The sequence below is a fragment of the Nocardia sp. KT25-26 genome (genome assembly GCF_056627695.1).
Map to the genome: position 1 here is coordinate 1,561,479 of NZ_CM152813.1, position 25,204 is coordinate 1,586,682.

At 69.2% G+C, this 25,204-nt stretch carries 18 protein-coding genes; 11 read left to right on the forward strand and 7 right to left on the reverse strand.

The window, feature by feature from the left end; translation table 11 throughout:
• Positions 1-6 precede the first annotated feature (6 nt).
• The 4 genes from nirB (at position 7) to AC1HFH_RS07115 (ending at position 5,144) form a co-directional block, all read left to right on the forward strand.
• Positions 7-2,550, forward strand: a complete 2,544-nt coding sequence (nirB, locus tag AC1HFH_RS07100; protein WP_480246633.1) for a nitrite reductase large subunit NirB — start codon at positions 7-9, stop codon at positions 2,548-2,550.
• A gap of 179 nt (positions 2,551-2,729) precedes the next feature.
• Complete coding sequence (nirD, locus tag AC1HFH_RS07105; protein WP_480246634.1) at positions 2,730-3,125, forward strand: nitrite reductase small subunit NirD; 396 nt, start codon at positions 2,730-2,732, stop codon at positions 3,123-3,125.
• A gap of 4 nt (positions 3,126-3,129) precedes the next feature.
• Positions 3,130-4,386, forward strand: a complete 1,257-nt coding sequence (locus AC1HFH_RS07110) for a uroporphyrinogen-III synthase (protein ID WP_480246635.1) — start codon at positions 3,130-3,132, stop codon at positions 4,384-4,386.
• 71 nt (positions 4,387-4,457) lie between these two features.
• Entirely contained in the window at positions 4,458-5,144 is a 687-nt protein-coding gene (locus AC1HFH_RS07115; RefSeq protein ID WP_480247751.1) for a sirohydrochlorin chelatase, read from the forward strand.
• Between the two features lie 573 nt (positions 5,145-5,717).
• Here AC1HFH_RS07115 and bla read toward each other — a convergent pair.
• Complete coding sequence (bla, locus tag AC1HFH_RS07120; RefSeq protein WP_480247752.1) at positions 5,718-6,581, reverse strand: class A beta-lactamase; 864 nt, start codon at positions 6,579-6,581, stop codon at positions 5,718-5,720.
• A gap of 91 nt (positions 6,582-6,672) precedes the next feature.
• Here bla and AC1HFH_RS07125 point away from each other — a divergent pair, with 91 nt between their 5' ends.
• From AC1HFH_RS07125 to AC1HFH_RS07145, 5 genes are all read left to right on the forward strand, one after another.
• Positions 6,673-7,005 (forward strand): TfoX/Sxy family protein, encoded by a 333-nt coding sequence (locus AC1HFH_RS07125; RefSeq protein WP_480246636.1) that lies wholly within the window; start codon positions 6,673-6,675, stop codon positions 7,003-7,005.
• Between the two features lie 340 nt (positions 7,006-7,345).
• On the forward strand, positions 7,346-8,071 hold the full coding sequence (locus tag AC1HFH_RS07130) for a hypothetical protein (protein WP_480246637.1): 726 nt from the start codon (positions 7,346-7,348) through the stop codon (positions 8,069-8,071).
• A 98-nt stretch (positions 8,072-8,169) separates the two neighbouring features.
• Positions 8,170-8,385 carry a hypothetical protein gene (locus AC1HFH_RS07135; protein ID WP_480246638.1) on the forward strand — a complete coding sequence of 72 codons (216 nt, stop codon included), beginning with the start codon at positions 8,170-8,172 and terminating at the stop codon, positions 8,383-8,385.
• A 109-nt stretch (positions 8,386-8,494) separates the two neighbouring features.
• Positions 8,495-9,967, forward strand: a complete 1,473-nt coding sequence (locus AC1HFH_RS07140) for an AAA family ATPase (protein WP_480246639.1) — start codon at positions 8,495-8,497, stop codon at positions 9,965-9,967.
• A gap of 176 nt (positions 9,968-10,143) precedes the next feature.
• Positions 10,144-12,720, forward strand: coding sequence for a winged helix-turn-helix domain-containing protein (locus AC1HFH_RS07145; protein ID WP_480246640.1), 2,577 nt, complete (start codon positions 10,144-10,146; stop codon positions 12,718-12,720).
• 51 nt (positions 12,721-12,771) lie between these two features.
• Here AC1HFH_RS07145 and narI read toward each other — a convergent pair whose 3' ends face one another.
• From narI to AC1HFH_RS07165, 4 genes are all read right to left on the reverse strand, one after another.
• Entirely contained in the window at positions 12,772-13,530 is a 759-nt protein-coding gene (gene narI / locus AC1HFH_RS07150) for a respiratory nitrate reductase subunit gamma (protein ID WP_480247753.1), read from the reverse strand.
• A complete protein-coding gene (gene narJ, locus AC1HFH_RS07155) occupies positions 13,530-14,210 on the reverse strand; it encodes a nitrate reductase molybdenum cofactor assembly chaperone (RefSeq protein WP_480246641.1) in 681 nt (226 codons plus the stop codon). Before narJ ends, narI begins: the two co-directional genes overlap by 1 nt.
• Positions 14,211-14,475: 265 nt before the next feature.
• Positions 14,476-16,200, reverse strand: a complete 1,725-nt coding sequence (narH, locus tag AC1HFH_RS07160) for a nitrate reductase subunit beta (protein ID WP_480247754.1) — start codon at positions 16,198-16,200, stop codon at positions 14,476-14,478.
• Positions 16,201-16,210: 10 nt separating this feature from the next.
• Positions 16,211-19,855: a nitrate reductase subunit alpha gene (locus AC1HFH_RS07165; protein WP_480247755.1), complete on the reverse strand. Its 3,645-nt coding sequence runs from the start codon at positions 19,853-19,855 to the stop codon at positions 16,211-16,213.
• Positions 19,856-20,580: 725 nt separating this feature from the next.
• Here AC1HFH_RS07165 and AC1HFH_RS07170 point away from each other — a divergent pair.
• On the forward strand, positions 20,581-21,384 hold the full coding sequence (locus AC1HFH_RS07170) for a helix-turn-helix transcriptional regulator (RefSeq protein WP_480246642.1): 804 nt from the start codon (positions 20,581-20,583) through the stop codon (positions 21,382-21,384).
• Here AC1HFH_RS07170 and AC1HFH_RS07175 read toward each other — a convergent pair.
• Positions 21,360-22,184 (reverse strand): alpha/beta fold hydrolase, encoded by an 825-nt coding sequence (locus tag AC1HFH_RS07175; RefSeq protein WP_480246643.1) that lies wholly within the window; start codon positions 22,182-22,184, stop codon positions 21,360-21,362. The genes AC1HFH_RS07170 and AC1HFH_RS07175 overlap by 25 nt on opposite strands.
• A 226-nt stretch (positions 22,185-22,410) precedes the next feature.
• Between AC1HFH_RS07175 and AC1HFH_RS07180 the strand changes: the two genes are divergently transcribed.
• A complete protein-coding gene (locus tag AC1HFH_RS07180; RefSeq protein WP_480246644.1) occupies positions 22,411-23,346 on the forward strand; it encodes a hypothetical protein in 936 nt (311 codons plus the stop codon).
• Positions 23,347-23,402: 56 nt separating this feature from the next.
• Here AC1HFH_RS07180 and AC1HFH_RS07185 read toward each other — a convergent pair whose 3' ends face one another.
• On the reverse strand, positions 23,403-25,169 hold the full coding sequence (locus tag AC1HFH_RS07185) for an NTP transferase domain-containing protein (RefSeq protein ID WP_480246645.1): 1,767 nt from the start codon (positions 25,167-25,169) through the stop codon (positions 23,403-23,405).
• Positions 25,170-25,204 lie beyond the last annotated feature (35 nt).

Here is a 25,204-nt window from a genome sequence, read left to right on the forward strand (position 1 = left end):
ATCGAAATGAACCCCACCGTCGCACCCAGCGATCGCAAGACCGTCGTGGTCGTCGGCCACGGGATGGTCGGACACCGCTTCGTCGAGGCACTGCGCTCTCGGGACGAAGCCGGCCAGTGGCAGATCGTCGTGCTGTCCGAGGAAGCCCTGCCCGCCTACGACCGGGTCGGCCTGTCGTCCTATGTGGGCAGCTGGGATTCCGAACAGCTCGCCCTGCCCGGCAACCGCTACGACGGCGACGACCTCGTCGACCTGCGGCTCGGCCAGCGCGGTGAGACCATCGACCGCGCCGCGAAGACCGTCACCACCCGCTCCGGCGAGGTGATCGGCTACGACGCGCTGGTGATGGCGACCGGTTCCTACGCGTTCGTCCCGCCGGTACCGGGCCACGATCTGCCGGAATGCTTCGTCTACCGCACCATCGACGACCTCGACGGCATCCGGGCGGCGGCCGAGGCGGCGGGACCGGGCGCGCACGGTGTCGTCATCGGTGGTGGTCTGCTCGGCCTCGAGGCCGCCAAGGCGCTGCAGCAGCTGGGGATGACCCCGCATGTCGTCGAATACAACAACCGGCTGATGCCGGCCCAGGTCGACGACGGCGGCGGCGCGATCCTGGAGAAGCTGGTCACCGAAATCGGCCTGACCGTGCACACCGGAGTCGGCACCGCGAAGATCGAACAGGTCACCGAGACCGGCGGCAAGGTCAAGCTGACCCTGTCCGACGAATCCGAGCTGGAGGCCTCGCTGGTGGTCTTCTCGGCCGGTATCCGCCCGCACGATGCGGTGGCGAAGGAAGCGGGCCTGGCGGTCGGCGAGCGCGGTGGCATCCTCACCGACCTGGGCATGCAGACCTCCGACCCGGATATCTACGCGATCGGTGAATGCGCCGCCGTGGAAGGTGTCTGCTACGGCCTGGTCGCTCCCGGCTACACCACCGCCGAGATCGTCGCCGACCGGCTGCTCGGCGGCAGCGGCGAATTCCCGGGCGCGGACATGTCCACCAAACTGAAGCTGATGGGCGTCGACGTCGCCTCCTTCGGCGATGCGCACGGCAGCACCGACGGTGCGCTGTCGGTGGTGCTGCACGACGCCGCCAAGGGCACCTACGCCAAGCTGGTCATCTCCGACGACGCCCAGACCCTGCTGGGCGGCATCCTGGTCGGCGACGCCAGCCAGTACGCGGCACTGCGCCCGCTGGTCGGCAGCCCGCTGCCGGCCGAGCCCGCGGCGCTGATCTCACCGGCCGGTGCCGAACTGGGTGCCGACGCGCTGCCCGACGATGCGCAGATCTGTTCCTGCAACAACGTCAGCAAGGGCGCGATCTGCGGGGCCATCGAGGACGGCGCCTGCGATATCGCAGGCGTCAAGAGCTGCACCAACGCCGGCACCAGCTGTGGTGGCTGTGTGCCGATGATCAAGAAGCTGCTCGAGCAGTCCGGTGTGGAGATGTCCAAGGCGCTGTGCGAGCACTTCGAGCAGTCGCGTGCCGAACTGTTCGACATCGTCGCGGTGACCGGAATCCGGACCTTCTCCGAGCTGATCGCCAAGTACGGCACCGGCCTGGGCTGTGACATCTGCAAGCCCACCGTCGCCTCGATCCTGGCCTCCACCTCCAGCGACCACATCCTGGACGGCGAACAGGCCGCCCTGCAGGACACCAACGACCACTTCCTGGCCAACCTGCAGAAGAACGGCACCTACTCGGTGGTGCCGCGGATGCCCGGCGGTGAGGTCACCGCCGAGCAGCTGATCACCATCGGTGAGGTGGCCAAGGAATTCGGGCTCTACGTCAAGGTCACCGGCGGGCAGCGGATCGACATGTTCGGTGCCCGGGTCGAGCAGCTGCCGCAGATCTGGCAGCGCCTGGTCGACGCCGGCATGGAATCCGGGCACGCCTACGGCAAGTCGCTGCGCACGGTGAAGAGCTGTGTCGGTTCCACCTGGTGCCGGTACGGCCAGCAAGATTCGGTCGGGATGGCCGTACTGCTGGAGAAGCGCTACCGGGGCCTGCGTTCCCCGCACAAGCTCAAGCTGGCCGTCTCCGGTTGCGCCCGCGAATGCGCCGAGGCGCGGGGCAAGGACGTCGGCGTGATCGCCACCGAGAACGGCTGGAACCTCTACGTCGGCGGTAACGGCGGCCTCACCCCGAAGCATGCGGTGCTGCTGGCCGGCGAGCTCGACGACGAGACGTTGATCAAGTACATCGACCGGTACCTGATGTTCTACATCCGCACCGCCGACCGGCTGCAGCGCACCGCGCCCTGGCAGGAGGCCCTGGAGGGCGGCATGGACTACCTGAAGGCCGTCGTCTGCGACGACAGCCTCGGCATCGCCGCCGACCTGGAGGCCGCTATGGCCAAACATGTCGAGGGTTACCGCGACGAATGGGCCGCGGTGCTCGAGGATGAGGAGAAGCTCTCCCGGTTCGTGTCCTTCGTCAATGCCCCTGACGAAGCCGATCCGACCATCAACTTCGACGACAGCGGGGAACGCAAGGTGCCGGTGTTGCTCGGCGTGCCCACCATGCCCGGAGGCGGTAGCGGAGCGTGACCACGGAGGGCGTGGTGGGTGCGCCGCATCGGACACAGCGTGCCCACCATGCCCGGAGGCGGTAGCGGAGCGTGACCGCCACTGTGGGATCCACCACGCGCACGCATGAGAAATAGGGGCTTAACCGAGCGGAAACAGGGCGCCGGTACCAATGAGTAAGGCGTTCGGAGGAGGAACCGATGACCGTTGTCGATACACCCAGCATCACCCCGGAGACGGCCACCGGCTGGACGCAGGCCTGCCGGCTCGACCATTTGATCCCCGGCCGCGGTGTCGCGGTCCTGCTGCGCGGCGGCCGCCAGGCAGCGTTGTTCCTGCTGGCCGACGGCACCCTGGCCGCGGTCGGCAATATCGACCCGTTCGGGCGGGCGGCGGTCATGTCCCGCGGCATCGTCGGTGACCGCGGTGGCGTCCCGATCGTGGCGTCGCCACTGTTGAAGCAGCCGTTCTCGCTGATCGACGGTCGCTGCCTGGACGACGACTCGGTGGCACTACCGGTCTACGGCGTGCGCGTCGCCGACGGCATCGTCGCGATCAGCAACGAGCCGGTTTCGGCTCTCGACTCGGATGGCTGAATTCATGAGAACTGACCCCACGAGTACTCCCGACCACATCGGCGCCTGCCTGGCCGGTTTCACCATCGGTGTCACCGCCGCGCGGCGGGCCGAGGAATTCGCCACCATCCTGCAGCGCCGCGGCGCAACGGTGGTTTCCGCCCCGGCGATCCGGATCATCCCGCTCGCCGACGACACCGAACTGGCCCGGGTGACCGAACAGCTGATCGCCGATCCGCCGCAGATCACCGTGGCGACCACCGGGATCGGCTTCCGCGGCTGGATGGAGGCGGCCGAGGGTTGGGGCCTGGCCGAGGACCTGCGCAACACCCTCGCCGGAACCCGAACCCTCGCCCGCGGGCCGAAGGCCAAGGGCGCCATCCGCGCGGCGGAGCTGCGCGAGGAATGGTCGCCGGCCTCGGAATCGTCGGCGGAGGTGCTCGATCACCTGCTCGCGGAGGGCGTCGAGGGCGTGCGGATCGCGGTGCAGCTGCACGGCGCGACCACCGAATGGGAACCCGTTCCGGATTTCTGCGAGGTGCTGCGCTGCGCCGGTGCCGATGTGGTTCCGGTGCCGGTGTACCGGTGGGAGCCGCCGGCCGACCGGGCGCCGATGGACCAGATGATCGACTCGATCATCTCCGGCAGCCTGGACTGTGTCACCTTCACCAGCGCACCCGCGGTGGCCTCGCTGCTGATGCGGGCCAAGGAGACCGGTCTACTGGAGACGGTGCTGCAGGCGCTGCGCGGGCGGGTACTGGCTGCGTGCGTGGGCCCGATCACCGCGGCCCCGCTGGAGGAACTCGGGGTGCCTACGACCATGCCGGGCCGGGCCCGGCTGGGTGCGCTGGCCCGCCATGTCGCCGAGGAACTGCCGCGGCGCGCGAACCGGATTCATGCGGCCGGCCACCAGATCAGTGTGCGCGGCGGTTGCGTCGTCGTGGACGGGGAAGTGCGGCAGCTGGCGCCCGCGCCGATGGCGCTGATGCGTTCGCTCGCCCGGCAGCCCGGCCGGGTGGTGTCCCGGGAGGACCTGCTGGCGGCGCTGCCCGGCGGCGGTGACGACACCCATGCCGTGGAGACGGCGATCGCCCGGCTGCGGGCCGGGCTCGGTGCCCCCAAGACGATCCAGACCGTCGTCAAGCGCGGCTACCGGCTGGCCCTGGATGCCGCCGAATGCAACGATTCGTCGCCGCGGCCGCCGGTGCAGCCGCCGCACGCGGCCGGGCTGGGTGCCCCGGCCCGGGCGCCGCGATACGCCCAGCCGATGGGGGCGTGGTGAACGCCGCGCGGCCGGGCGATCCGGCCCTGGTGTTGGTGGCGCACGGCACCCGGAGCACCCGTGGCGTCGAGATGATCGCGGCGCTCGCCGAAGCCGTCGCCGCGGAGCTGGGGGCCGCGGCGCCGGCCGGTGCGGGTTCGGCACCGAATCCGGTGCTGCGTACTGCCTTCGTCGATGTTCTCGGCCCCTCGCCGTCCGAGGTGCTGCGTGACCTGTCCACCGAATCCGGTGCGGCCGTCCTGGTCCCGGCATTCCTGGCCTCCGGCTACCACGTGTATCAGGATGTGCCGCGCGAGGTCGCCGAGAGCGACCACCCCGCGGTGGCGGTGACGCCGGCCATGGGACCGGATCTCGCTCTTGCCGACGTGCTGGCGGTGCGGCTGCGGGCGGCCGGCTGGCGGCCGGGCGACGCCGTCGTGTTCGCCGCCGCCGGTTCGTCGGATGCCCGGGCGCGTAGCGATGTGCGCCGGGCCGCCGGACTGCTCGCCGAACGCCTCGGTACCCGTGTGGAAATCGGCTACGTCGCAACCGGCGCCCCGAAGGTGCCCGAGGTGGTCACCCGGCTCCGCGAATCCGGCGCCGAGCGGGTGTTCATCGCCTCCTATCTGCTCGCCCACGGCCTGTTCCACCAGCGCCTGTACGATGCCGGGGCCGACGGAGTGGCCGAACCTCTCGGCGTACATCCGGCCGTGGTCCGGCTGATCGTCGACCGCTACCGCGCCGCCGTCCGCGAATTGGTGCCCTCCGCCTGCGGCTGAGCCACGGCGTCCGGCCGCGGGGTGGCGTATCCCCTTTGAGCCGCGGAGTGGTCGAACGCCGCCAGTCGCGGTGTCGTGGTGGAAGCGCATCCACGGAGCGTTCCGAGGTATGCCGGTCGGCCCGGCGCTCGAGTTGTGGTGGTGTGGCGGATGCAGTGCGGAGTATCTGGTACTTCGAGTGCCCCGGCTGATCGGGCCACTGTCCGTGGCCGTGGAGCCGCTGGCTGGGATGGCTCCGCGGCAGGCTGTTCGGCCGCGCCGAGCCGGGAGGGAGTCCGGCCCGGTCGAACCTGCCGAGTCGCGGTGGCTCGGCGGACGCGCATCCACGGAGCGTTCCGAGGCAGGCTGGTCGGCCCGGTGCGTGAGTTGCGGTGGTGTGGCGACTGCTGCGCACGGCTGGGGGTGAGTGGGCGCCGGTGGTCTGCCCGCGGAGCGGATGATGCGGCGGCTGACAGGTGGCCGGCGAGTGCCGATTCCCGACACTTTCGTCCGATAGGGGCCCGAATCGGGATCCGCCGGACGTAAGTGTCGGAATACGGCAGCCGGCTTCTCGGTCGTCGGCTCGAACCGGCGTCAGTCGAGTTCGCCGACGGTGAGCCGGGTGGCTGCGGCGATCAGGTCGTTGCTGGGTTCGGCGTCCGGTTCGGATTTCGAGGACAGCACCGCGAGTACCAGTGGATCTCGGCCCGGCGGCCAGGTCACCGCGACATCCAGTGCGGATCCGTAGGCGGGGGTGCCGGTTTTGTCGCCGACCCGCCAGTCGTCGGGCAGGCCCGCCCGGATGCGGGCGTCGCCGGTCCGGTTGCCGACCAGCCAGGTGGTCAGTTGTTCGCGTTCGGCATCGCCGAGCACGTCCCCGGTGACCAGGGTCCGATAGTCGGTGGCGAGCGCCTCGGGGGTGGTGGTATCGCGCTCGTCGCCCGGAATCGCCGAGTTCAGTTCGGTCTCCCAGCGGTCCAGCCGCGAGGTGTCATCGCCGATCGAACGCAGGAATTCGGTGAATCCGGCCGGGCCGCCGAGCAGTTTCAGCAGCTGGTTGCCCGCGGTGTTGTCGGACACCGTGATGGCGGCGTCGCACAGTTCGGTGACGGTCATGCCATCTGTGACATGCTGCTCGGTCACCGGCGAATACTCGACCAGATCCGTTGCCGGGTAGTGAATCACCCGATCGAAATAGCCGGTGGACAGCGGATGGTCGCGCAGCAGCGCGCCGCAGGCGAGTCCCTTGAAGGTGGAGGCCATCGCGAACCGTTCGTCGGCTCGATATGCCACCGTGGCGCCGGTACCGGTGTCGATGGCGAAAACGCCCAGGCGGGCGTCGTATTCGCGTTCCAGGTCGGCGAACGAGGCCGAGAGATCGGCCGTCGCCGGGGTGGTGGCGCCGGTCGTGGTCGTCGCCGAATCCGAAGCGCTGCCGCACGCGGCGGCGCCGGACAGGACCACGGCCGCCGCACCGGCGGCCAGGATGCGTTCGAGGATTTTCACCTCCGCAGAACATCACGCGCCGCCGACCGGACACAATGGTTTCATGGCGTTCGACGAGGATCTCGCGGACCGGGTCCGGGCGGCGCTGCCGGCCGGGTCCTTCCCGGTGGAGAAGCGGATGTTCGGCGGTCTGGCGTTTCTGATCGACGGGCATATGGCGGTGGCGGTGAGCCGCCGGGACGGGCTGATGGTCCGGGTGGACCCGGATGCCGGTGAAGAGCTACTCGCCGCGGGCGAGGCCGAGCCGATGGTGATGCGCGGGCGCGAACTCCGCGGCTGGCTCCTGGTCCCCGCGGACCGGCTGGACGACGAGGAAGCGCTGCGCATCTGGGTTCGGCGGGGGACCGGCTACGTGGCGACACTGCCGCCGAAATAGTCGCCGGGGCCGGTGTGCTCGGGTTCCGGCAGTCGGCTGGGTGCCGACGAGACAGCCCGTAGTCCCCGGTTCGGCGGTTGTCCCGATGGGTAGCCGGTGGCCCCTGGTCCGGCGGGAGCGGCGTTCGCCGCTTCGACCGGAGGTGCTGTCGACAGTGGTGTTGCATGGAGCAGCTGCCGGTGATGTCGTGTGGTGGATTCCGGACACGGGAACGGGCTACCGGCCGGATCGGCGGCGCGAACCCGGCGACGCCCGGAAGGGCGGTATCCACCGGCCGCGGCGAGGTGGTTCGACACGCTTTAGGCTGGAAGTCGAGGTTTCGAACAGAAGGGGGCGCATCGTGTCCGACAACAAGCCGGGTGGATGGCCGGAGCCGGGTGATCCGCAGAATCCGGGTGGCGGGCCGCAGCCGTATCCGGGTGACGGGCCCACAGGCTGGTCCGGAGCCGGTGCGAGCGAGTATCCCGGCGCGCCCGAGCCGTATCCCGGTGGTGCGCCTGGTGCCGCCCCCGGTGGCGGCCCCGAACCGTATCCGGCGTGGAACCCGGTGCCGCAGGCGGTGCCGCGGGAGATTCCGCAGACCGTGATGGTGGCGTTCTACCTGATGCTCGCCGGTGCGGTATTCACGATTCTCGGGACGTTGGTCGGCTTCGCCGAGTTCGACGATATCCGCGAACAGTTGCAGGCCGACACCGATGAGGTGTTCACCGAATCCCAGCTGGATGCCATGGTCTACGGGAGCATCGGCGTCGGCGTCTTCATCTCGCTGGTCCAGGCCGGGTTGTGGGTGTGGATGGCATTCGCGAATCGTGCCGGGAAGAACTGGGCCCGGATCACCGGAACCGTGTTCTTCGGAATCAACCTGCTGTTGTTCGTGGTGAGCCTGGCCGGCGCGAGCCTGGTCGAGGGTGCGGTCACGACGTTGTCGATGATCTTCAGTATCGTCCTGATCGCCATCGGCCTGGCAGCGGTCGTCGCGTTGTGGCACAAGCAGTCGGCACCCTACTTCGCGCCCGCACCGCCACCCGGCTACCAGCCGTATCCGACGTACCCGCCGCAGCCCTGATCGGGCTGCACTTCACCCTCCGCGGATGAGGCGTGGCCCGATACCGGCGGCCGATGATGGCGGTACCGGGCCCCGAACTCCGCAGGAGGACGAACACGATGGCAGCGCCGATGCGGTACCGGTTCGTCGTCGAAGGCGAGCTGACCGAACGCGCGCTCGCGGCCTTCCCGGAACTGACCCGCAGCGACCGCTCGGCCCCCGGCTCGACCACCCTGTTCGGCACCATGGCCGACCACACCGCCATCCGCGGAGTCCTGGCCCGCATCGACGTCCTCGGCCTCACCCTGATCGGAATGGACCGCCTCCCCGACTGACCGCCTTCGTAGGACTCCGTAGGCGGCGTTCGCCTGCCGGTCCCTGCACCACCTGCCTCAGTGGTAAATAATAAGTCAATCTATAATAAGTACGATTATAATTGAATCCATGCAGAAGCCGACAACCATGTTCGATCGTGATCACGAGTGGTCCGAACTGACTCGCTTCGCCACCCATCCGGGCCCTGGGCCGGCCCTCGGTATCGTTTCGGGGCGGCGCCGGCAGGGCAAGACCTTCCTGCTCGATGCGGTATGCGAGGCAACAGGGGGGTTCTACTTCGCAGCGACGGAGGCAACCGAAAAAGAGTCGCTGCATCAGTTCGGCACCGCCCTGTCGCACTATCTGGGCGAGCCGGTTCCACGCAGGTTCGACGGCTGGCCGGCAGCGATCGAAACGCTGATGGCCATCGCCGGCGAGGGGCATCCGGTCCCAGTAGTCATCGATGAGTTCCCATACCTGGCGAAGGCATCACCCGAGCTGCCGTCGCTGATCCAACGTGCCTTCGACCCCTCCGGCCGACGTCGCGCGACACCGGTGCGGCTGTTGCTGTGTGGTTCGGCGCAGTCGTTCATGAACAAGCTGTTGGTGGGGAGCGCGCCGCTACGCGGGCGGGCAAGTCTCGAGCTGATCGTTCCGACGCTCGACTATCGTCTGGCGCGCGAGTTCTGGGAGATCGATGACCTCGAGCTGGCCTTCCGGGTCAACGCGGTAGTCGGCGGCACGCCGGCGTACCGCCGCGAATACACCCTCGGTGACACACCGGCCGACCTGGACGACTTCGGCCCATGGGTGGTACGCAATGTGCTGAACTCGGCGAGGCCGTTGTTTCGCGAGGCACGGTTTCTGCTGGCCGAGGAGTCGGAGCTGCGGGATACGGCTCTCTACCACGGAGTTCTCGCCGCGATAGCCGAGGGAAACAACACCCGCGGCGGGATCGCGAGCTTCCTGGGCCGCAAGTCCACGGACCTCGGCCATCCACTGACCGTCCTGGAGGACGTCGGCATGATCGTTCGTGAGCAGGATGCTTTCCACAGTCGACGCTCCAGCTACCGGATCACCGAGCCGTTGCTGGCGTTCTACCACTCCATCATGCGCCCCGAGTGGAGTGATCTCGAGCGGCCCGGCCACGCCGACGACGTGTGGGAACGGTCGCTGGGCGCATTCAGCTGTCACATCCTCGGTCCGCACTTCGAACACCTCGCCAGAACCTGGAGTCGGTGGCACGCATCACCCGGAACCTTGGGCGGGCAGCGGATTCGGGTGCAATCCGGCGTACTCCCGGATCCGGTGGCCAAGACCGGTCACCAGCTCGACGTGGTCGTCGTCGGACGCGATCGAGCCGGTGCCGAACGGATTCTTGCCATCGGTGAAGCCAAGAGCCATGCGATCGTCGGTGACAGTCATCTGAATCGCCTCGACCGGATTCGGGAGCTGTTGGCGCAGCGTGACCCACGAGCCTCGCACGATACGAAACTGTTGTTGTTCACCGGCCACGATTTCACGCCGGAACTCGAGCGCACCGACCGGGTTCGCGCCGATGTGGAGCTGATCGGCCTGGAACGGCTGTATCGCGGGGATTGATCAGCGGCGTCCTGCCCCGCACCCAGCCGCACCGGTACTGGACAGGATGCCGACACGGACCCGTTCGGCGGTCGTCCGGAGAGTCCCGGTTCACTACCATTTCCCCTGAGTAGGCCAGGTGTACCCGCAGTACCGGCCCGCAGGCCGGCCAGTCCAGGGAGTCGGGGTGGCGTGTGATGTCGGAGCCGGCGGTCGAGGTGCGGGAACACTGTGGTGGGGTGCCGGATACCCATATCGAGCCGGTGCGGCAGCCGGCGGCGCAGCAGGTGCTCGATGCGGCGTGGGCGGCAGGTGCGGGCGATACCGTACTGGTGACCGGGCCGGCCGGCACCGGCAAGACGGTCCTGCTGGCGGACTGGGCCCGGCGGCTGCCTCGCGGCACGGTGGGCTGGTACACGGTGCCCGAGGCGGTCACCGGCGGCGATTTCTGGGCGGCGCTCGCCGAGCACCTGTCGGTGCGTGTTGCCGACCCCGACGGTGCCGAGCCACAACCACCGACCGGCCCACCGGCCCGGCTGCTGGCGGCACTGTCCGAACGGGCGGCGCCGACGGTCCTGATCCTCGACAATGCCCAGGCGATCAGCGATCCGCTGATCCTGGCCGGGCTGGAACATCTGCTCACGGGGCTACCGGCGGGCCGGACCGTGGTGCTCGCCGGCCGGTACGACCCGCCGCTGCACTGGCATCTGCTGGAACTGACCGGCCGGCTGTACCGGATCCGGGCCCGGGAGCTGGCCCTGGATGCGCCCCGGATCGCCGAGCTGTTCGCACAGCACGACTGCCGACTGACCCACGCCGAACAGGACCGCGTCCTCGATCTCACGCAGGGATGGGCCGCACTGGTCCGGATCGCCGCGATCTATCTCGCCACCCACGACGACAACCGCCCGGCGGCGCTGGCCGGGCTGGCACACGCCCCGCATGCGGTGACCGACTTCCTGGTCGCCGAGCTGCTCGAGGCACTGCCCGCCACCACCCGCCGGTTCCTGGTCGACACCGCGGTCGCCGACCGGCTGTGCCCCGAACTCGCCGCCGAACTGGCCGGACCGGCGGCACCGGCGATCCTGGACGAGCTGATCCGGACCAACTTCCCCATGCAGTCGGTGGTCCGGGACGGCCGCCCGTGGTTCTCCTGCCACCCGATGCTGCGGACCTATCTGCTGGCCGAACTCAGCCGCAGCGCCCCGGAGCGCCGCGCTGCGCTGCACCGGCAGGCCGCCGACTGGTTCATCGGCACCGGCCGCCCCGCCGGCGCCCTCGAACATCTGCTCGCGGAACCCGGGCCGGCGCCGGCCCGGCTGGGTGCCTTCGTCCGGGACCACGGGCTGCGGCTGGTCCTGACCGGTACCGGGCCGAGGCTGCTGGCGGCCGTCGACCGGGTCCCGGGGCTGGCGGACGATCCGTTCGTCGCTCTGCTGCGGGTGCTGACGGCCGTGGAACGCCGCGACATCCGGGCCGCGGAGGCCTATCTGGCGGCAGCACAGACATCGATCGCCGGCCGGTCACCCGAGCACCGCTCGGACCTGGTGCCCCCGGATCGGATCGCCGGGCTCGCTACGGCGGCCGCCATCGCCGTGGCGGTGGCCAGCGGCGAATCGACGCCCACCGATCCGGTCACCACCGCCGCGGCGCCGGCCACCGGGGCCACCGAGCTGGACTGCTGCCTGGCCTTCTGGTTTGCCGTCGGGCAGGTGCAGCGCGGGTACTTCGCCGCCGGGATGGCCGGGCTGGGCCGGGCCCGGGCGCTCGCCGAGCAAGCCGGGTTGCCGCGGCTGGCGGCTCGGGGGCAGCTAGCCCTGGCCGCCGCGGCGGGCACGGCCGGGCGGATCGGCGAGATGGCCGAGTACGCGGCCGCGGTCGACCGGGCACCGGCGACCCTCGAATCCTTCGGTGCGGAGCTCATGCAGACGCAGGCGAGCTATCTGCGCGGTGCGGCACCCGACCTCGACCACGGCATCGTGGCGGCCGCCGCAGCGTGGCGCAGTGCCGTACCGGACCGGCAGGCCGCCGTGCTCACCGAACTGTTGCGGCCCGAACTGGCGGTGGATTCGATCTGCGCGATGCTGAACCGCCTGCTGGAGGAGTCCCGGCTGGAGCCGGTGCGCGGGTTGCTGATGGTGCAGGCGGTGTGGCGGTTGCTACGGATCCGCGCCGTCGCCGAGGCCGAACAGCTGGTGATCCGGGCGCGGGCCGCCGCGGTCGCGGCACCGGAGCTGGCCGTCGCCCGGGCGGCGCTCGCCGAACAGCACCGGCGCTCGGCGACGACCGTGGATCTGCTTGCGCCGCTGGCTCGCGATTCACACGCCATCCATCCGGTGACCGCGGTGTACGCGGACCTGCTCGTCGCCGTGGCGGCGGACCGGCTGGATCGCACCGACCGCGCCCGTACCGCACTGGACCGCGCCCTCGTCCGGGCGGCCGGGGAACGGCTGATCCGTCCCTTCCTGGACGTGCCCGGCGCCGTCGACCTGCTGGACCGCCGAGTGGGCCGGTTCGGCCGTCACGACGGTTTCGTCGCCGAGATCCGCTCGCGGGCCCATACCGTCGCCGCCGACCGGATCCCACCGCTCACCACCACCGAGATCAGCGTGCTCCGCCAGCTTCCCTCCGGAATGACCACCGGCCATATCGCCGAGGACCTCGGTGTCTCGATCAACACCGTGAAGACCCACCTGCGCGGTATCTACCACAAGCTCGGCGTCAACGCCCGCGCTGACGCCATCGCCCGCGCCCGTGTCTTCGGCCTGCTGTGATAGCGCGGAATTCCGCGAGCCTGCGATCCACTGGTAGTGGCGGAGCCGCGTTCAGCCCCAGCGTTCCGGTGTGACCGGCTGATCCCAGGCGCGGGCGAAGCGGCGCTTGTCGGTGGTGTCGAGTTCCTTGCTGCGGTAGACGATGTAGGGGCGGGTGAAATAGCCGACCGGGGCGCTGAAGGCGTGCACCAGGCGGGTGTAGGGCCAGAGGCCGACCAGGACCAGCACGACCAGGCCGTGCAGCTGGAACATCCAGGGCACGCCGACCATCAGTTCGGGCTGCGGGGACAGGCTGAACAGGCTGCGGAACCACGGCGAGACGGATTCGCGGTAGTTGTAGGTGCCGAAGAACAGGTTTCCGCCCCAGGTGTTGAGCAGCCCGGTCAGCAGCGCCGCCGACAGCAGGGTGTACATCAGCAGATCATTGCGGCTGGTCGCCTTGCGCACCGACGGCACACTGATCCGGCGCCAGCACAGGATCGCCACCCCGGCGACCACCATCAGCCCGGCCACCGAACCCATTCCGACGGCGAACAGGTGGTAGGCATGCTCGGAGATGCCGATCGCGGCGGTCCAGGACTCCGGGATCAACAGGCCGACCACGTGTCCGCCGACGACGCCGAGCATGCCGAAATGGAACAGCGGGCTGCCCAGGCGCAGCAGCCGGCTCTCGTAGATCTGCGAGGAGCGGGTGGTCCAGCCGAACTGATCGAACCGGTACCGCCAGATGTGGCCGAGCACGAACGAGGTGAACGCGATATACGGCAGGATCAGCCACAATTCCTGCGGGACGGGGATACTGACGTTCATCATCGGCGGCCTTCCGTGGCGTCGAACAGCGAGGGGTCCATGGCGAAGGGGTCGAGACCGACCTCCTCCTCGGGTGGACCGGCAGCGGCGAGTTCGGCGATCCGTCGCCGATCGGCGGTGGTCACCGGGGGCAGCGTGGCCAGTACGGCCGCGAGCACCCCGGAATAGGGTGAATCGTTGTCGGCGAGGGACAGCCGCAGCAGCTCCAGGACCGGGACGTGCTCGCCGAGCAGTCGTTCCCCGCCCACCGGGTCGACGGTGGCGGCGAACTCCAGCAGCACCGGCAGATGGTCGGGCAGCTCCTCGTCGCCGAGTTCCACCCCCGCATGCCGGTAGGCGTGTTTGAACCGCAGCAGCGCCATCCCGCGTTTACGGGTGTCGCCGTAGGCGTAGAAGGTCAGGTGCAGGCTGGCCCGCCGGCGCATATCGAACGTCTCGACGTATCGCTGGGCCAAGGCGATCGGCGAACCGGTCCGCAGGTACTCGATCGTGCTCGCGAGATCCTGCTGCACCGATTCGGGCAGGTCGGCCGCGGCCGCCGCCACCTGGTCCAGCAGGGCGAGACTCGATTCGGCCGGATAGTCGAGCAGCAGTGCCGCCAGCCGCCAGACGATGCGCCGATCCTGCTCGGCCATGGTGACCTGTGGTTCGGGGCGCCGGCGGATATTCAACAGGCCCATCGTGAACCTCCGTGCCGCGCGGCCGGTGCGGTGCGGATCGCCGTCCGCGTCGACCGAGCCGATACACCCGCACGGCTGCGCGCTCCCGGCGCCGTCGCGTCCGGGCGCCCGGACCGGGGCACCGACCGGACGGCGGCGTCGGCAACGGCCGGGCCGCCGAGCGCGGTCGGCCGATCGAGCAGCAGCCTGCTCCGACTCGTCCCGGGCGGCGGGTCGGAAGGCAGCGCGGCGTCGGCCTGCCGACGAGCCGCGCGGCGGCAGGCGCTCATCGATCGCCACCTTTCCTCGTGGTCGCGGTCAGGGCCGGTTCCACGTCCGGCTCGCCGGAGGTGGTGCCGGTGACAGCGCCGTTGCCGGCACCGGCGGTGGTTCCGTTGTGTCCGTTTCCGTCGGCGCCATTGCCGCTCGCGGTCGGAACCAGTCCCTCGGTGCTGCGCCCGTCCCAGTCGAGCAGGTTGATCCGCGTCGACTTCTCCTCCGGGGCAGCGGCATTGGTGTCGGTGAGTTCGAACTTCTCCACCATCTGGTCGAAGGCGGTCATCCCCGGCCCGCCGTCGACGTCCAGGCTGCACCCGGTGGCCAGCGAATCCAGTTCGTGGGCCCGCGATGTGGCACCGCTCGGGATCACGTACCGGTGTTCGTATTTGGCGATGGCCAGCAGCCGGTACATTGCCTCGATCTCCTCCGGCTCGAGGCGGATCGCCGGAGCGATACCGTGATTCGGTTCCTCACCGAGGTTCACCGAGCGCATGAACGAGCGCATCCCGGCCAGCCGCTGCAGCGCGGCCCGCACCGGCCCGATCTCCCCGGCGGTGAACAGTTCGGCCAGGTATTCCACCGGAATCCGCAGCGCGTCGATCGCGCCGAAGAGGTTGTCGGCGTCCTCGCCGTCGTGGCCGGTCTCGCTGAGCACATCCACCACCGGCGACAGCGGCGGCACGTACCAGACCATCGGCATGGTGCGGTACTCCGGATGCAGCGGCAGCGCGATCTGGTAGTCCACGATCAGCTTGTACACCGGCGAATCCTGGGCGGCCTGGATCCATTCCGGCGAGATACCGGCCCGCTCGGCCTCGGCGACCACGCGCGGATCGTGTGGGTTCAGGAAAACGTCCAGTTGCGACGGGTACAGGTCCTTGTCGTCTTTCACCGATGCGGCCTCGAGCACCTTGTCGGCGTCGTAGAGCATCACGCCGATATAGCGCAGCCGGCCGACGCAGGTCTCCGAGCACACGGTCGGGATGCCGACCTCCACGCGCGGGTAACAGAAGGTGCACTTCTCGGCCTTACCCGTCTTGTGGTTGAAGTAGATCTTCTTGTACGGGCAGCCGGTGATGCACTGCCGCCAGCCGCGGCATTTGTCCTGGTCGACCAGCACGATGCCGTCCTCGGCCCGCTTGTAGATCGCGCCGGACGGGCAGGACGCGCCGCACGACGGGTTCAGGCAGTGCTCGCAGATACGCGGCAGATAGAACATGAAGGTCTGCTCGAATTCGAGCTTCACCTGGTCGGACAGCTTGCCCAGCAGCGGGTCCTTGCCGACCTGCTCGGGGCCGGAGCCGAGGTCGTCGTCCCAGTTGGCGCCCCAGGTGACCTTGGTGTCCTCGCCGGTGATCAGCGATTTCGGCCGCGCCACCGGAGTGGTGTCCGACGGCGGCGAAGAGAGCAGGTTGTCGTAGTCGTAGCTCCACGGCTCGTAGTAGTCGTCGACCGTGGGCAGGTCCGGGTTGGCGAAGATGTTCATCAGCCGCTTGAACCGTGACCCGGACTTCAGGGTGAGCTTGCCGCGCTTGTTCAGCGTCCAGCCACCCTTCCATTTCTCCTGGTCCTGGTACTGCCGCGGGTAGCCCTGGCCGGGCCGGGTCTCCACGTTGTTGAACCAGACGTATTCGGTGCCACCACGGTTGGTCCAGGCCTGTTTACAGGTGACGCTGCAGGTGTGGCAGCCGATGCACTTGTCCAGGTTCATCACCATGGCGAGCTGTGCCATGACACGCATGTCAGTACTCCACTTCCTGCGATCGGCGGCGGATGGTCGTGACCTCGTCGCGCTGGTTGCCGGTGGGACCGTGGTAGTTGAGGGCGAAGGCCTGCTGGGCGTAGCCGCCGATCAGGTGCGAGGGCTTGATCAGCACCCGGGTCAGCGCATTGTGGATACCGCCACGCTTGCCCTTCGCCCCGTTGGTCTTGTCGGTTCCTTCGATCCGCGGGACATCCACGGCGCGGTCCTGCGCGTGGTACATGAACACCGTGCCCTCGGGCATCCGGTGCGAGACGATCGCGCGGGCCACCACGATGCCGTTGCGGTTGATCGCCTCGATCCAGTCGTTGTCGGCCACCCCGATTTTGGCGGCGTCCTTGTCCGACATCCAGATCGTCTGCCCGCCGCGCGAGAGCGTCAGCATGTGCAGGTTGTCCTGGTAGGCGGAGTGGATCGACCACTTCGAATGCGGGGTCAGGTAGCGCACGGTCACCCCGCCGTCGGCGACGTTGCCGATCCCGGGTTCGCTGAACAGTGCGGTCATATCGAGTGGTGGTCGGAAGATCGGCAGCTGTTCGCCGAGTTCGATCATCCAGTCGTGGTCGAGGTAGAAGTGCTGGCGGCCGGTGAGCGTATGCCAGGGCTTGAGCCGTTCGACATTGATGGTGAACGGCGAGTACCGTCGCCCGCCGGTTTCGCTACCGGACCATTCCGGTGAGGTGATCACCGGGACCGGCCGGGCCTGGGTGTCGGCGAAGGAGATCCGCTTGCCCTCGTGTTCGGCGGCCAGGTCGGCCAGTTCGGTGCCGGTGCGCCGTTCCAGGGCCTCGAATCCCTCCACGGCCAGTCGGCCGTTGGTGGTGCCGGACAGCGCGAGAATGGCCTCGGCGGCGTAGGTGTCCTTGGCCAGCGACGGCCGGCCCTGCGCCGCACCGGAGACGACGGTGCCGTTCTGGCCGGACAGGTATTCCACCTCGGCGTTCGGATGTGTCGTGACGCCCTTGGTGGTCACACCCAGCGAATCGACCAGCGGGCCCAGCGCGGCCATCTTCTCCGCGATCGCGGTGTAGTCGCGTTCGACCACCGCCAGCTTGGGCATGGTCTTACCGGGGATCGGCTCGCATTCACCGGCTTTCCAGTCCAGCACCCGGCCACCGGCCTGGGCCATGGCATCGGGCGAATCGTGTTGCAGCGGGACGGCGACGATATCGCGTCGGGTGCCGAGGTGTTTCTCGGCCAGCCAGGAGAACCCGCGGGCGATCCGGTGGAACGCCTCGAAGTCGGTCTTGGCCTCCCAGGGCGGCGAAATGGCCGGGGAGAAGGCGTGCACGAACGGGTGCATATCGGTGGAGGACAGATCGTGCTTCTCGTACCAGGTGGCGGCGGGCAACACGATATCGGCGAACAGCGTGGTGCTGGTCATCCGGAAATCCAGGGCCAGCAGCAGATCGAGCTTTCCGGTGGCGCCCTCCTCGCGCCACACCACTTCCTGCGGGCGGACACCGGTGGCGTCGGTGGTCTGCAGATTGGAGCCGGCGCCGAGCAGATGCTTCTGGAAGTACTCGTTGCCCTTGCCGGAGGAGCCGAGCAGGTTGGCCCGCCACACCGTCAGCACCCGCGGGAAGTTCTCCGGGGCGTCCGGATCCTCGCAGGCGAAACGCAGGTTCCCGGCCTTCAGTTCGTCGACGATGTGCTCGGCGGGCGCCTTGTCCGCGGCCTCGGCCTCGTCGGCGAGATCCAGGGGATTGCGGTCGAACGTCGGATAGCTGGGCATCCAGCCCAGCCGGCTGGCCAGGGCGATGTTGTCGGCCGCGGTGCGCCCGGCGAAGCGGCCCTCGCCCAGCGGCGAGGCGAACGATTCGGAGGTGAACGGGTCGTAGCGCCACTGGTCGTTGGTCAGATACCAGAACACGGTGCCCTGCATCTGCCGGGGCGGGCGCTGCCAGTCCGAGGCCGAGGACAGCGTCGCCCAGCCGGTCACCGGGCGGCACTTCTCCTGGCCGACGTAGTGGGCCCAGCCGCCGCCGTTGACGCCCTGGCAGCCGGTCAGCAGGGTCAGGGTGAAGAAGGCGCGGTAGATCTGGTCGGAGTGGAACCAATGGTTGGTACCGGCGCCCATCAGGATCATCGAGCGGCCGCCGGAACGTTCGGCATTGTCGGCGAATTCGCGGGCGATCCGGGCCGCCTGCACGGCCGGAACGCCGGTGATGGCCTCCTGCCAGGCCGGGGTGTACGGCGAGTCGGCGTCGTCGTAGCCGCTCGCCCACTGCCCGGGCAGTCCGTCGCGGCCGACACCGTACTGGGCCAGCAGCAGATCGAACACGGTGGTGACCCGGTGACCGGCCACGGTCCGGGTGGGCACGCCGCGGCGGATCTCGGCCGCGGAACCGTCGTCGAACCGGGGCAGCCGGATCTCGGCCGCATCGGCGGCGTGCCCGTGCAGGGTGAGCAGCGGGTCGACGCCCTCCAGGTCGAGATTCCATTTGCCGGCGCCGGATTCGGTGAACCGGTGGCCGAGCGAACCGTTCGGCGCCACCGGATCACCGGCCTGGTCCAGCAGCACCGGCATGTGCTCGGTGCCCTCCCCGCTCTGCCCGAGGTCGGCGGCGGTGAGGAATTTGCCGGGCACGGTGCCGTCGCCGTCCGGGGCGTCGTCGAGCCGGATCAGATACGGCAGGTCGGTGTAGCGGGTGATGTAGTCGAGGAACTGCGGGGTCTGCCGTTCGACGAAGAATTCCCGCAGCACCACATGGCCCATGGCCATCGCCAGTGCGGCATCGGTGCCGGGGCGGGCCGGCACCCATTCGTCGGCGAATTTGGTGTTGTCCGCATAGTCGGGGGAGACGACCACGACCTTCTGCCCGCGGTAGCGCGCCTCGGTCATGTAGTGCGCATCCGGGGTGCGGGTGACCGGGACGTTGGAGCCCCACATGATCAGGTAGCCGGCATCGAACCAGTCGGCCGATTCCGGCACGTCGGTCTGATCGCCGAACACCTGCGGCGAGGCGACCGGCAGATCGGCGTACCAGTCGTAGAAGGACAGCATGTAGCCGCCGAGCAGCGAGACGAAGCGGGCGCCGGTGGCGTGGCTGACCATCGACATCGCCGGGATCGGCGAGAACCCGGCGACTCGGTCGGGGCCGTACTTCTTGATCGTGTACACATGCGCGGCGGCGGCGATCTCGGCGGCCTCCCACCATTCGGCGCGGACGAACCCGCCCTTACCGCGGGCCGCCTTGTAGGCGCGCGCCTGCTCGGGGTCCTCGACGATCGATTCCCAGGCCAGGACCGGATCCTTGAGCCGGGTCTTGGCGGCCCGATAGAACTCCAGCAGCGTGCCGCGTACGTACGGGTAGCGGACCCGGGCGGGGGAGTAGGTGTACCAGGAGAACGAGGCACCACGCGGGCAGCCGCGCGGTTCGTATTCCGGCTTGTCCGAGCCGACCGAGGGGTAGTCGGTCTGCTGAGATTCCCAGGTGATCACGCCGTCCTTGACGTAGATCTTCCAGGAACACGAGCCGGTGCAGTTGACGCCGTGCGTGGAGCGCACCACTTTGTCGTGGGACCAGCGGTCCCGGTAGAACTCGTCGGCGTCGCGGCCGCCGGTGCGGTACACCGACCGCTGGTCCGGGGAGACCTCACCGCGCTGGAAGTACTTGCCCATGCGCAGCAGGGCATCGCCGGCCGATACCGACGACCGGACCGAATCGATCGGGGCCGGACTGTGTGCGCGTGTATTGACCACGACGCCCCCTTCTAGCTGTGCAACCGGGCTGATGGTTTCAAACTGTAGGGAGACGTCGACCCGCGGCAAAACGATTCTCTCACAACGCGCCGCGGGGGGAGGTGAGATGTGAGGTGGCCGCAATGCTGTGGTCACGTCGGGTGTGTCGACACCGCTCTTCGTATACGCCGCTACCTGCGGATATGTCCCCGCGAGGGCGATCGGCGGGTGGTTGCGGGAGGCGGGTGGGGGTCGCTCGTGAAGCTTCGGAAACCAGTGGTTCTCACGCGATTTACATTTGTTTACACGGCCGTCCGGCCCGATCTGCGGCGGGATGTGGCCGCGCTCACTCGCCGGGTGTCGCCGCGGTAGGCACACACCTTCGGTCAGATTACTACCGTTCGGCGGTGGAACCCGGGATTTCCGTACATAATGTTCCTTGGGTGGAAAGTGAGCGCCACTGCCCGGTTGCTGCTGATTTGCTTCGCAGGTAGAACAGTAAAGAAACGGTATCTTTCGGGTTTGTATGTTGGTTATGGCCGAGTTCGTGTCCGAGTATTGGGCTCGCTGGGAAGGTCGATGTGGCCGGCGCGGGGGTATCCCGGACCGATGGAGGAACTGCGCCGGCCGATGGTCGACCCTGACGATCAGGGGAGTGAATGTTCGTGCCGTCGAGACCGAAACCACCGACGCTCGGTGGGGTGCTGCGCCGCTTGCGGGACGACCGTGGGATCTCCCGGGAGAAACTTGCCTTCGCGGCCGGTGTCAGTTCGAGTTACATCACCCACCTCGAAGGTGGGAACAGGGACCATCCGACTCAATCGGTGCTCGACGCGCTGGTCGAATACCTGGGCCGGATCCAGCCCCTCACCGAGGTGGAGCGTCGGCATCTCTACGACCTCGCCGGCCTGCCCGATCTGGACTTTCCGTCGGTCGCCGAGTTGCAGGCCGGGCTGACGTCGGAAATGCGGCATTCGCTCGAACTGCAGGGCGTCAATCCCGCGGCGTTTCTGGACATTCGATGGAATGTATTGGCCTGCAACGATTCCTATGACCGAGCCTTTCCCGGGCTGGTTTCCTGCGGCAATATTCTGCGCTGGTTCTTCGCCGAGCCCTCGTCGCGCAAGGTGATGCTGGAATGGGAACGCGAGGCTGCGCTCACCGTGCACTGGCTGCGCGGGCTGATCGGCCGGGAGGGCGCCGCACCGTGGGTGCAGGAGCTGCTGGACGAGCTCGGTGAGTACAGCGAGTTCAGCCGGATCTGGAACGACGGCGCCGCGGCCTACGAGCGCGACGAGTCGCGGATGCGGTTGCGTGAGCTGGACACCGGCGTCTGCTACACCCTGGACGTCCAGCTGTTCCGGCTCGACAGCACGGCGCACCCCGGCCGGATCCAGTTCTATCTCGGCATCCGTGGCGACGACGACGGTCCGGCGGTCCGCCATCACGAGCCCGCCGGGACCGGGTGAACCCGATCGGCGCAGGACACCAGGTCGGCCAGGGCCGCCGCGACCTCGCGTGGGTGGGTCCAGGCGGCCCCGTGGCCGGCGCCGGCCACCGTCGTGTATCCGGTGGCGCCGGGCAGGCCCTCGACCAGCTCCCGGCATTTGTCCGGGGTGGAGTTGTGGTCGTGTTCGCCCCGCAGGACGAGTGCGGGTGCGGTGATCTCGCCGAGCCGATCGGTCACCGAATCCCGGTTCATCAGGCATTGCCCGGCGGCGCGCAGGGCCCGGCGGTCGCCGGTGACCCAGCGGCTGATCCACCACTGCCAGGCATCGGCGTCCGGTCCGCCCACCAGGTTCGGGGCCAGTGATTCGGCCAGCGGGCGGATCGGTTCGGTTCCGCACCAGGCATCGAAGAAACTGCGATAGTACGAGAGATCATCGGTGGTGCAGGCGCGCGCCTCGGTATTCAACAGTGCGATTCCGGCGACCCGTTCGGGCGCCAGCAGCGCGGTGCGCAAAGCGATGTAACCGCCCTGGCTCATACCGCCGACGACGGCTCGTTCCACCCCGAGCGCATCCAGGATCGCCACCGCGTCCCGGGCCAGATCCCAATAGTCGAACGGGTTTTCCGATACGCCCCGGGTCCGGCCGTGGCCACGGGCATCCCAGCTGACGACGTCGATATCGTAGGGCGCCAGGCGCCGGCGGATCGGGTCGAACATACTTTCGTCCATCAGAAATCCATGGGCGAGCAGCAATGTGGTGCCGGAAACACCGCCGGTGCGGAAATGCACGTTCACCGAATTCGATTCAACGAAGGGCATGTTTCGACGGTACGCAACGGAATTCACCGCCCGGGTCAGCTTTGCACACCCTGTCGTGAGTCCGGTCCTGCGAGGGCGCTCACCGGCCGGTGCAAGCGCCCGAAAGGGCCCGCCGGAATGTAATACACCGGTGGACACATGGGTATTCCACGACGTTTGATGAGAACTGGCCACAGTGGCCGGCCGGGGAACGACACGCTGCCGAGCAGCGGAGCGGGAGGGATCGATGAGGGTGGAAGAACACGCGGGTTCGCATATTCATCTGGCCGCCGCCGGTGACGGCATATCGGGGACCTTCGCGATCTGTGATGCCGACGAAGGCCAGGCCCTCTGGTACGGGCCGTTCCTGGACGACGACCCCGATCATCCACGCGGCGATGCCGGCGCCGCCGCGATGGCCGCCGCGGTCCGGGCGATCCGGCTGGCGGGGCGGGTCCGGAGCCGATCCGGGGTGGCCGCGGCCACTCTGCATCTGGCCGTAGCGGAACCGGGTCTGGACATCGTGACCCTGGCCTGCGTCGCCGCCATGGCGGACCTCGCCCTGGAGACCTATGTCGCGCCCGATAACCCGGCAGCGGACTGGTGCCGGGGGCCCGGACGGCTGGACTGGTCCGGTGACCCACTGCCCGGCCTGCTGGAGCGTGCCGCACCGGTGATCACCGCACCACTGCGTCCGATCGCCGGGGGCCGCTCAATCGAATTCGAACGGAAGGAAACCGTCGTCATGTTCCGTCATCCCGATTCCCCGCCGCCCGCCGACTCCGATTCTCGCGTCGAACTCCGAGCCGCGCTCGAGGCGCTGCTGCTCGACGATGCCGTCGCCCTGGACGCGAAGATGCGGCATGCCGTGGCCGCCGTCGTTCATCTCGCCGTCGACACCCCGGTCGGTGTCCCGGAGGACGCCGAGGAATTCCTCGGCCGCCTCGATGCCGCCTGGCTGATCGCCGCCTGGCAGGAACACGACCTGGAGATGTCGCTGATCGCGACCCTGGCGTCGGGGGAGACCCCGGCATTGTCCTGGTGCGAACTGATGTTCGCGACCGCACTGGCGCCCTGGTCCACCAGCCCGGTGGCCCGGCACGCGCGCCGGGTCTTCGCCGAGACGGAGCCGGGGCGGTTCGGGGTGCGCAGTGTCCCGGTGACCATGGCGGCCCGCGCCTGACGCGCTTCGAGCCGATCGGCAGCGAGCCGGCCGGTGCAGGTGCCGGGTTGTCTCGATCAGTGCGGCATCGGCAGGAATTCCACCGGCTGCCCGTCCTCGGCGCCGGGCGGGACGATCACCAGGCCGTCGTGGTCGATCAGCGCCGCCAGATGGGCGGTGTGCAGATGCGCGGCGCCGATCCAACCGCCCTCGTGCACATTGCGGGCCGGCACGATGCGTGGCACCGGGCCACTGACCGCCGCCGCATTGTGCAGCGGGCCGCGCAACGGTGGTCGCGGCTCGGCCCCGGTACGCCCGGCCACGACGGCCGGGGCGAGAACGCGCAGCACGGAGACCGCCGCCAACGGGTTTCCGGGTAGCCCCAGAACCGTGGTACCCCCTGGCAGTTCGGCGACCAGGGTGGAGCCGCCCGGCCGGACCCGGAGTCGCGGGACCGGGACCCGGGCGCCGACGCGGGCTACGGCGCTGCGCAACTGGTCCGCCGCTCCACCACCGGTCGCGCCGACGACGACCAGCAGGTCGATATCGGCAGTCGCGGCCAGCGCATCGTCGAAACCGTGTGGGGTGTCGCGTAGGTGAACCCGATCGACGGTGCGTACCCCGCAGTACGCCAGCAGGTCCGGGAGCACCGGGCCGATCGAATCCCGGGTCTGCCCCGCCTGCAGTGGGCCCTCGCTGCGGATCTCGTCGCCGGTCATCACGATCCGGGCCCGCACCGGGCCGCGGACCCGGCCGTCGGTGACCTCGACGCTCGCCGCCGCCGAGATCAGCGCCATCGTCACCGGCGCACCCGCGGGCGCGATCCGGTCGCCGACTGCCCGCTCCTCGGCGCGACGCCGAATATCGTCGCGCTCCGGGGAATCCGGTCGCAGGGCGAGCTCACCGTCGGCGACCAGGGCGAATTCGTCGCGCAGTACCCGGGTGGTGCCGTCGGGCGTCTGGGCGCCGGTTGCGATCCGCACCGCCTCGCCGGGCAGCAACCCCATCGGCCGGGCACCGCCGGCGAACCCGACATCGCGGCGCAGCCGCCACGGACCGGTGCCGCACACCGCATAACCGTCCATCGCCGAGATGTCGAACCGGGGCAGCGGTGCGGCGGCGACCGCTTCGTCGGCCAGTGCGGCTCCGGGTACCTCGCGGAGCGCCGCCGGGTAGGCGGTCAGCGGGGTCAACTCGGTGGTGAGCAGTTGCCGGGCCCGGTCGAGTTCCAGGGGTTCGGCGCGGCCGATCGCGGCCAGCCGGGCCGCATCCACCTCCTCGGCGGTATCGCAATCGGCGATTCCGGCGGTGTGCACCAGCTCGATCTCGGTAGGTACCACCGCCTTCATCGGCTGGTTCACCAGGGTGTCCAGCCGGGACAGGGCGGTCTCCAGGGCATTGCGCCGCCAGAGCCCGACCAGGTATTGCGGGCGACCGGCATCGTCCGCGGCGAAAACCGCTTCGGCGTCGGACGCCTCGGCTCGCTCCAGCAGATCCCGCACCGTCTCGGTGGTCAGGAACGGCAGATCGGCTGCCAGCACCGCGACCAGGTCGGCGGCGTCCTCCGGGGGCAGGGCGGCCAGCGCGGCGCCGATCGCGGCCACCGGCCCGGACCCGGGCGGCACCTCCCGGGTCTGCCGGATCGTCGCCGCGAGTTCCGGCCGATGCGGGCCGACCACCACCGTGCGGGCACAGCCGTGCACCGCGGCCAACGCGGCCGCCAGCATCGAACGCCCCCCGACCAGCACCCCCGGTTTGTCCACTCCGCCCATCCGGCTGGCCCGCCCACCGGCGAGGACCACCGCATCGACACTGCTCATCGGCGCAGGCGTTGTCGGCGACATGCCGATGATGCTAGTAGCCCGGGTCGGTGTCCGAG